Source organism: Microbacterium sp. MDV22-iso44, from assembly GCF_058629135.1.
The window spans coordinates 1,360,967-1,370,014 of the sequence record NZ_JBZVWS010000001.1 but is presented as its reverse complement, the minus strand read 5'-3'; the positions used below and the strand labels follow the sequence as shown (position 1 = coordinate 1,370,014).

The 9,048-nt window shown below is 68.7% G+C and carries 7 protein-coding genes; 6 read left to right on the top strand and 1 reads right to left on the bottom strand.

All coding sequences use genetic code 11. The features are described 5' to 3' along the window. Window positions 1–176: 176 nt before the first annotated feature. The 6 genes from AC4NN1_RS06690 (at window position 177) to AC4NN1_RS06665 (ending at window position 7,723) form a co-directional block, all read left to right on the top strand. Complete coding sequence (locus tag AC4NN1_RS06690; RefSeq protein ID WP_491954855.1) at window positions 177–1,865, top strand: ABC-F family ATP-binding cassette domain-containing protein; 1,689 nt, start codon at window positions 177–179, stop codon at window positions 1,863–1,865. Window positions 1,866–1,912: 47 nt separating this feature from the next. Beyond that, a complete protein-coding gene (locus AC4NN1_RS06685) occupies window positions 1,913–3,034 on the top strand; it encodes a GuaB3 family IMP dehydrogenase-related protein (protein WP_018188924.1) in 1,122 nt (373 codons plus the stop codon). Then, on the top strand, window positions 3,034–3,900 hold the full coding sequence (locus AC4NN1_RS06680) for an SURF1 family protein (RefSeq protein ID WP_018188923.1): 867 nt from the start codon (window positions 3,034–3,036) through the stop codon (window positions 3,898–3,900). Before AC4NN1_RS06685 ends, AC4NN1_RS06680 begins: the two co-directional genes overlap by 1 nt. 10 nt (window positions 3,901–3,910) lie before the next feature. Further along, the gene (locus AC4NN1_RS06675) at window positions 3,911–4,429 is read left to right on the top strand and encodes a DUF3817 domain-containing protein (protein ID WP_018188922.1); all 519 of its coding nucleotides are present in this window, start codon (window positions 3,911–3,913) and stop codon (window positions 4,427–4,429) included. Further along, window positions 4,426–6,006 carry a glutamine-hydrolyzing GMP synthase gene (gene guaA, locus AC4NN1_RS06670; RefSeq protein ID WP_491954854.1) on the top strand — a complete coding sequence of 527 codons (1,581 nt, stop codon included), beginning with the start codon at window positions 4,426–4,428 and terminating at the stop codon, window positions 6,004–6,006. Before AC4NN1_RS06675 ends, guaA begins: the two co-directional genes overlap by 4 nt. A 124-nt stretch (window positions 6,007–6,130) precedes the next feature. Further along, on the top strand, window positions 6,131–7,723 hold the full coding sequence (locus tag AC4NN1_RS06665) for a sensor histidine kinase (RefSeq protein WP_336124624.1): 1,593 nt from the start codon (window positions 6,131–6,133) through the stop codon (window positions 7,721–7,723). 335 nt (window positions 7,724–8,058) lie between these two features. Here AC4NN1_RS06665 and AC4NN1_RS06660 read toward each other — a convergent pair whose 3' ends face one another. Continuing rightward, window positions 8,059–8,955, bottom strand: a complete 897-nt coding sequence (locus AC4NN1_RS06660; protein ID WP_020096614.1) for a Bax inhibitor-1/YccA family protein — start codon at window positions 8,953–8,955, stop codon at window positions 8,059–8,061. Window positions 8,956–9,048 lie beyond the last annotated feature (93 nt).

Below are 9,048 nucleotides of genomic sequence, written 5' to 3'. Positions count from 1 at the left end.
ATGGTACTGCAGGGGGGACCCTGTGGGAGAGTAGGACACCGCCGGACTTCTTTCGATCGAAAGCCCCGACCAATGCTGGTCGGGGCTTTCGTGGTTAACGTGCACTTTTCCTTTCGGGGACAGCGACTTCTCGGATAAGCTGGCCGGCTCCGCTCTCGGAGCGGAAGGACCATCTCGTGTCGCACATCGACGTTCAGAACGTCTCACTCTCTCTGCCCGACGGGCGCCCACTCCTCGACGACGTCACCTGTCGGGTGCCGTCGGGGAAGACGACGGCCCTCATCGGCCAGAACGGTGCCGGAAAGTCCACCCTGATGAGAATCGTCCGGGGCGACGTGTCTCCGCATGCGGGCGTCGTCACGATCGATGGTGCGCTCGGAGTCATGGACCAGTTCATCGGCCACGGCGCTGCGGGCAGCACCGTCCACGATCTGCTGGTCGCGGTTGCGCCCGCTCGCATCTCCCAGGCGGCGAGGGAACTCGAGGACGCCGAGAACGCCGTCATCATGGCCGACTGCCTCGAGTCACAGATGCGGTATGCCGGCGCCATCGCCGACTATGCCGATGCCGGTGGTTACGAGTACGAGACCGTGTGGGACACCTGCACGATCGCAGCCCTCGGCATCCCGTTCGATCGAGCTCGCTACCGGGAGCTCGTCACCCTCTCGGGCGGAGAACAGAAGCGCCTGGCGCTCGAGGCGTTGTTGCGTGGCACGGATCAGGTGCTGCTGCTCGATGAGCCCGACAACTACCTCGACGTACCCGGTAAGCGCTGGCTCGAGGAGCGCCTCCGCGAAACGGCGAAGACCGTGCTCCTGATCTCGCACGATCGCGAACTCCTCGCCCGTGCGGCGGACCGCATCGTCACCCTCGAGGCGGGCCCGGCAGGCAGTTCCGCGTGGGTGCACGGCGGTGGCTTCAGTACGTACCACCGAGCCCGTGAGGAACGGATGTCGCGGCTCGACGAGTTGCGCCGACGGTGGGACGAACAGCACGCGGCCCTGAAGAAGTTCGTGGCGGACATGAAGGTGAAAGCGGCCGCGAGTGACGACTTCGCGTCTCGCTACCGCGCTGCTCAGACGCGGCTGCGGAGGTTCGAGGATGCGGGACCGCCCGAAGCCCGCCCGATCGAGCAGCGTCTCGACCTGCGGTTGCGAGGCGCCCGGACCGGAAAGCGGGCCGTGGTCGCCGAATCCCTCGAGCTGAGCGGATTGATGAAGCCTTTCGATCTGGAGGTGTGGTTCGGCGACAGGGTCGCCGTCCTCGGCTCCAACGGGTCGGGGAAGTCCCACTTCCTTCGCCTCCTCGCCGGCGGCGGCACCGACCCCGATGCGCTGCTGGGCCATGTGACCGACGCGGGATCGACCCTCCAGCGAGTGGAGCACGCCGGCCGCGTCAGCCTCGGGGCCCGCGTCGTGCCCGGCTGGTTCGCGCAGACCCACCAGCATCCCGAATACACGGGCCGGACCCTGCTCGACATCCTGCACCGCGGGGACAGCGATCGGAACGGGATGCCGCGGGACGCCGCCAGTTCGGCACTCGACCGCTACGGGCTCGTCGCGCAGGCGGAACAGGCCTTCGATCAGCTGTCCGGAGGCCAGCAGGCGCGCTTTCAGATCCTCCTGCTCGAGCTCTCGGGGGCGACATTGCTCCTGCTGGACGAGCCGACGGACAACCTCGACCTCGTGTCCGCCGAAGCACTGGAGAGCGCCCTGGCGTCGTTCGAGGGCACCGTGCTCGCCGTGACGCACGACCGCTGGTTCGCGCGATCCTTCGATCGCTTCGTCGTCTTCGGTTCCGACGGGGAGGTGTACGAATCGGACGCGCCGGTCTGGGACGAGCAGCGCGTGAGCCGAGTCCGCTGACGGGCGGGGCAGGGGAGAGAGCTCGACGGTAGGCTGAGGTGGTGACCATGGAAATCGAGCTCGGCCGCGCCAAGCGCGCGCGTCGCGCGTACGCCTTCGACGACATCGCTGTGGTGCCCTCGCGGCGCACGCGCAACCCCGAGGACGTCTCGACCTCCTGGTCGATCGATGCCTACAGCTTCGGCATCCCTGTCCTGGGCGCACCGATGGATTCGGTCATGAGCCCTCGAACGGCCATCATGCTCGGCCAGCTCGGCGGACTCGGTGTGCTCGACCTCGAGGGGCTCTGGACCCGGTACGACGACCCAGAACCGCTCCTGGCCGAGATCGCTGCGCTGCCGGCGGACGGCGCGACGCGCCGCATGCAGGAGCTGTACTCGGCGCCGATCAAGCCCGAGCTCGTGCGTGATCGTCTCGCCGAGATCCGCGCCGCCGGCGTGACCGTCGCCGGTGCGCTCACCCCCCAGCGCACGCAGGATCTGTACGAAACCGTCGTCGCCGCAGGCGTCGACCTCTTCGTCATCCGCGGCACCACCGTCTCGGCGGAGCACGTCTCGAGCGTCGATGAGCCCCTCAACCTCAAGAAGTTCATCTACGACCTCGACGTCCCCGTGATCGTCGGAGGCGCGGCGACCTACACCGCTGCCCTGCACCTCATGCGCACCGGCGCGGCGGGTGTCCTCGTCGGATTCGGTGGGGGAGCGGCATCCACCACCCGTGCGACGCTCGGCCTGCACGCGCCGATGGCCACGGCCGTCGCGGATGTCGCGGGTGCGCGTCGCGACTACCTCGACGAGTCCGGCGGGCGCTACGTCCACGTCATCGCCGACGGCGGGGTGGGCACCTCGGGCGACATCGTGAAGGCGCTCGCGATGGGCGCGGACGCCGTCATGCTCGGCGTTGCGCTCGCGCGCGCCACCGACGCCCCCGGACGCGGCTACCACTGGGGACCCGAATCGCACCACGCGAAGCTGCCGCGCGGCACGCGCGTCGAGGTCGGACAGGTCTCGCCGCTCGAGGAGATCCTGTACGGCCCGGCCCCCGTCGCCGACGGAACGGCCAACCTCATCGGCGCACTGCGGAAGTCGATGGCGACGACCGGATACTCCGATCTCAAGGAGTTCCAGCGCGTCGAGGTCGTCGTCGCGCCGTACGCGTCGTCCCACTGATGACCACCACTCCCGCCGTCGACGACGTCCCCGACGTCTTCCCGCCGACGCTGCGGGAAGTCATGGTCCGACCCTTCTGGATCGGGATGCTGGGCCTCGCCCTGCTCGTCGCCGGGATCTTCGCGTGGCTCGGGCAGTGGCAGCTCGGCAACGCGATCGACACGAACCCTCCCGCCGCCGGCGCGACGGAGAAGGTCCGCCCCCTGGGCGACGTCGTCGCCCCCGGCGTCTATCTGGCGGAACCCCTCGTCGGGCAGCGCGTCGACGTGTCCGGATCCTTCGTCGCGGGAGACTTCCGCGTCGTCACGTCGCGCTACGACGACGGCGAGCCCGGCTTCTGGGTGGCTGGTCAGTTCCGTGTCGACCCGGCCACGCCGGGTGTGGACGGTCCGACGTCGCTGGCGGTGGCCGTCGGGTTCACCGCGGATCGATCGGCGGCGGATGCTGCGGCATCCGCTCTGAACGAGGATGCCCCGCAGAGGGTCGACCTGACGGGCCGGCTCATCTCGGACGAGGGCGCGAAGGAACCGCCGCGGAGCGGCAGCCCCTTCGAGATCGCGGCGATGTCGCCCGCTGCGCTGCTCTCGCAGTGGAGCGATGCGCAGGGGATCGACGTCTACCGTCCGTACCTCGTGTCGTCCGAGGCCTTCGGGGGATTGCAGGAGATCCACTCGCCCGCTCCGACGGAGCTGTCCTCGGTCAACTGGCTCAACATCTTCTACGCCATCGAGTGGGCGGTGTTCGCCGGCTTCGCGTTCTACATGTGGTACCGACTCGCGCGCGATGCGTGGGAGAAGGAAGTCGAACTTCTCACCGAGGGCGATCCCGACTCCGACGCGGCTGAGCAGCTCCCTTCGCGCCCGTAGACTGGAAGCCATGCCCGTTCAGCCCAAACTCGCCTCTTTTCCGGCGATCCGCGGTGCCCTGAAGTTCTACCAGATCGCCTCGATCATCACCGGTGTGGGCCTGCTCCTGCTGGTCACCGAGATGGTCCTCAAGTACACGCCCCTGCACGTCGAGCTCTTCGCGGGTGGGTCGGGCGGGTTGCTGTGGTTCGCCACCGCGATCCCGAGCCCGGACTGCGAGTGGTACTCGCTGTTCGTCCCGGGAAGCAGCACGTGCGACATCGTGTCGACGGGCGACGGCGTGAACATCTCGCTCGCGATCCTCATCGTCCACGGCTGGTTCTACGTCGTGTACCTCTTCGCGTGCTTCCGCGTCTGGAGCCTGATGCGCTGGCGCTTCCCGCGCTTCATCGTCCTGGCCCTCGGGGGCATCGTGCCCCTCCTGTCCTTCTTCATGGAGTCGAAGGTCGCGCGCGAGGTCAGGGAGTACCTGGCCACGCGTGAAGCCGCGGCATCCACCCCCCTCGAGACCCCCACGGAGACCCGGTGACCGAGCAGACCGAAACCTCCCAGCGCCCCGTCCTGGTCGTCGACTTCGGCGCCCAGTACGCGCAGCTGATCGCCCGTCGCGTCCGCGAAGCCGGCGTCTACAGCGAGCTGGTCCCGCACACCGCGACGGCCGCGGAGATCGCCGAGAAGAACCCGGTGGGCATCATCCTCTCGGGTGGCCCGTCCTCGGTGTACGAGGAGGGCGCGCCGCAGCTCGACGCCGGCGTCTTCGATCTCGGCATCCCGACCCTCGGCATCTGCTACGGCTTCCAGGTCATGGCGAAGACGCTCGGCGGTGACGTCGCCAACACAGGACTGCGCGAATACGGTGCGACGGATGCCACGATCGTCACCGACAACGTGCTCCTCGACGGACAGCCGGTCGACCAGAACGTCTGGATGAGCCACGGCGACCAGGTCAGCGCCGCCCCCGACGGCTTCCAGGTGCTCGCCCGGACCGCCGCAACCCCCGTCGCCGCCTTCGCCGACGACGTGCGCAAGTTCTACGGCGTGCAGTGGCACCCCGAGGTCAAGCACTCCGACCACGGCCAGCGCGTGATCGAGAACTTCCTGCACAAGGCCGCGGGCCTCCCCGCGGACTGGAACAGCGACAACGTCATCGCCGAGCAAATCCAGAAGATCCGCGCGCAGGTCGGCACGGGTCGCGTCATCTCGGCGCTCTCCGGCGGCGTGGACTCCGCGGTCTCGACGGCGCTCGTCCACAAGGCGGTCGGCGATCAGCTGACGGCCGTCTTCATCGACCACGGCCTCCTCCGCAAGGGTGAGCGCGAGCAGGTCGAGAACGATTACGTCGCGTCGACCGGCGTGCGTCTGATCACCGTCGACGCCCGGGAGATGTTCCTGGACGCCCTCGCCGGCGTCAGCGACCCCGAGCAGAAGCGCAAGGTCATCGGCCGCGAGTTCATCCGCGCCTTCGAGAAGGTGCAGTCCGATCTGATCGCCGAGGCTGCCGCGGACGGCGATCCCATCGGGTTCCTCGTGCAGGGCACGCTGTACCCCGACGTCGTCGAGTCCGGCGGTGGCGCCGGTACGGCGAACATCAAGAGCCACCACAACGTCGGCGGCCTGCCGGAGGACCTTCAGTTCGAACTCGTCGAGCCGCTCCGGACCCTCTTCAAGGACGAGGTCCGTGCGATCGGTCGCGAGCTCGGGCTGCCCGAAGCGATCGTCGGCCGCCAGCCGTTTCCGGGGCCCGGCCTCGGGATCCGCATCGTGGGCGAGGTCACCGCTGACCGTCTCGAGATCCTGCGTGACGCCGATGCCATCGCCCGTGCCGAGCTGACGAAGGCGGGCCTCGACGGCGAGATCTGGCAGTGCCCCGTGGTGCTGCTCGCCGATGTCCGCTCCGTCGGTGTTCAGGGCGACGGCCGGACCTACGGGCACCCGATCGTCCTCCGTCCGGTGTCTAGCGAGGACGCCATGACGGCGGACTGGACGCGACTGCCCTACGACGTGCTCTCGAAGATCAGCAACCGCATCACGAACGAGGTGCGCGAGGTCAACCGGGTGGTGCTCGACGTCACGTCGAAGCCCCCGGGGACCATCGAGTGGGAGTGAGTCACGGGGGTCGCCCCCGTGACGGTGCACTCCACCGCCTCTTGACACGGCCCGTGCCTCACCATCAGAGTGAGCGCGGGACCCAGCCCCTTTCTGCACCGCCGTCTGAGGAGGGGGTGAGGCGTTGATCGAGCGTTCGCGCACGCAGCCGTACGCGCAGTTCGTCCTGGCCGCCGCCAGCCTCATCGTGGTGCTCATCCTCGGGACCATCGACAGTGAGCGGGTCACCCCGCTGCTGCTCGCCGGATTCGGCGTCATCGTGCTCAGTACGGCGGCGATGACCGCGATCTGGCTCGTGCAGCCGTCGCGGCACACCGGATGGCTCGCGGTAGTGCCGCTGCTGCAGATCGTGGCCTGCGTGCCGGTGAGGGATGCCGGCGTCGATGTGCTGCCCTCGGCGTCGATGCTCATCATCTTCCCGCTCGGGTGGCTCGCCTTCGCGTTCCCCCCTGCCCTCGCCGCAGCAGGCGTCCTGCTGACCGCGCTCGGACCCCTCGTGCAGGTGCTGGCCACCGGCGGCATCCAAGGTGTCCAGGACATCGTGTCGATCCTGGCCTTGCCGATCCTCTCGGCCTTCGTCGCCGTCACCGTCGGCATCATCGCGCGGCACCTGGCCCGAATGCGGGAGACGATGCAGAGCGTCTCGACGGATCTGGAGCATGCGATGCGTCTGTCGGGGCGCGACACCGCCATGCTGCGGGCGACGCTCGACGCGACGGACAACGCCGTCGCGGTCTTCGGATCGGACGGGCGCCCCATCCTTCTGAACGCCGTCGCCGCCGAGATCAGTGGCAGGTCCGGGATCGACGACGTCGACCGGGACGGCTTCGCGTCGCTCATCTGGCGGGCGGATCCCTCGATGCCGCTCGAAGCGACGTCGGCGGACTTCGTCGAGCGCGTCCGCTCCGGCGACTTCGCGGCGCCCCGCACCGTCGAGTTCGGCGGCGATCCGCGTCGCGTCATGCAGGTCATCGTCCGTCCGGTCGTCGCGGGTGGCGACGAGGTCGGCATCGTCATCGTCGGTCAGGACGTCACCGAACTCGTCAACGCGGTCGAAGTCCGCGACCGATTCCTGAGCACCGTCGGCCATGAGTTCCGCACGCCACTCACCGTCATCCTGGGTCATACCGACATCGCTCTGATGAACGGTTCCCCTGAGACCGAGCGCTGGGAGGCGGTGGAACGCTCCGCGGAGCGCCTGCTGCGCCTCGTCGAACGTCTCATCGCCGCAGGTCAGACGACGCGGGACGTCGAGGCCCGCTCCGGTGCCTCGCACGTCGGACCGGTCGTCAAGCATGCCGTGACGGAGGTGGCGGCCCGCGCGAAGGAGCGTGGGATCGGCATCCAGATCGGAGCGATGCCCGAGCGTGCCGCCCGGATCGCCGTGCGCGATCTCGCCTCGATCCTCGAGGAACTGCTGCGGAACGCGGTCGAGTTCACTCGGGCCGACGGCGGGGACGTCGTCGTCTCGGCGCACGAGGACGGACGCGACATCGTCGTGACCGTCGCGGATGAGGGCGTCGGGATGACGGAGCAGGAGCGCGTCCACGCCTTCGAACGGTTCTACCGGGCCCCCTATGCCCACGATGCGGCGATCCCGGGGACGGGCATCGGCCTCTCCAACGCGGCATCCCTCGCCGAGGCGTACGGTGCGAGCGTCTCGCTCGAGCCCCACACGCCGCGCGGCACCGTCGCGGTCCTGCGGCTGCCGTCCTGACTCGCGGCGTGCCGGCGGGCGGTGCGCGCTAGGGGCGTCGCCGTACGGGGCGGCCCACGATCGCCGAGACTGCACGCCCGCGCCGAGACCGCGGCTCGGGGCAGCTGTCTCGCACGCCGCGTGCAGTCTCGCGGTGCGCGAGAGGCGGGCGCCCGCAGACGGGCGGCACCGGGGGAGCGAGCACCGGGCGGCGAGACTGCACGTGTATGACGAGACCGCGATGCGGGGCCGCAGTCTCGAGGCCCACGTGCAGTCTCGCGGAGAGAGGTGTGCGCCGAAACGACGAAGGCCGCCCGGTCGCCCGGACGGCCTTCGTCGTTACGCGTTGCGTGAGGTCAGTTGTTGCCCCGCAGGATGGCGATCATGCGGAGGATCTCGACGTACAGCCACACGACGGTGACCATGATGCCGAAGGCGCCGACCCACCCGAACTGGCGGGGAGCGCCGTTTCGGGCGCCCTGCTGGACGAGGTCGAAGTCGAGCACCAGCGAGTACGCCGCCATGATCACGACGAGAACGCCGATGACCAGGCCCACCGGGAACGGCCCGATCTTCGCGCTGTGCAGACCGAACATCATGTCCTGGGGGAGGACATTCGTCCACATGAGGACGAGGTTGAGCAGCGAGAAGACCATGTAGCCGACCATCGCGATCATGAAGATCTTCGTCGCCTTCGCAGAGGCACGGATCTTTCCGCTCGCGAACAGTGCCAGCGTCGTTCCGACGACGGCGACCGTGGCCAGCGTCGCCTGCATGACGATGCCGGGCCAGATGAACTCGAAGAACGCCGAGATGCCACCGACGAAAAGTCCCTCGAAGGCCGCGTAGGCGAAGATCAGGGCGGGCCGGACCTTCTTGCGCGACGTGAACGAGATGACGAGGGCGAGGACGAAGCCACCCAGGGCGCCGATGATCCAGGGCATCATCGTCGGAACCGGGTTCTCGACGCTCACCGGAGCCAGCGTCCAGACCCAGCCGACGACGGCGGTGACCAGAAGGATTCCAAAGAGCATGAGGGTCTTGAGGACGGTGTCCTCAACCGTCATGCGGCCCGTGGCGGCGGACGAGGCGGTCGGAGCCGCGTACATCCCCTCGAGCTGGGCGTTCGACGCGACGTCGGCGGCCTGGTGCGAGGCTGCCGCGTAGTTCGTCTGGGCTGCCGGGGGAGTCAGGCCGGGGCGCTGCTCCTGGAAGACCGGATTGTTGAAGGCAAAATTGCCGGACGCTGCCATTGTGTGTCTCACTCCAAAAGTCGACTCACAGCGCTGTGCTGTCGATCCAGCGTATCGGACCGTCATTCCGCGGGTGGGGACCCCCGCTGTGAG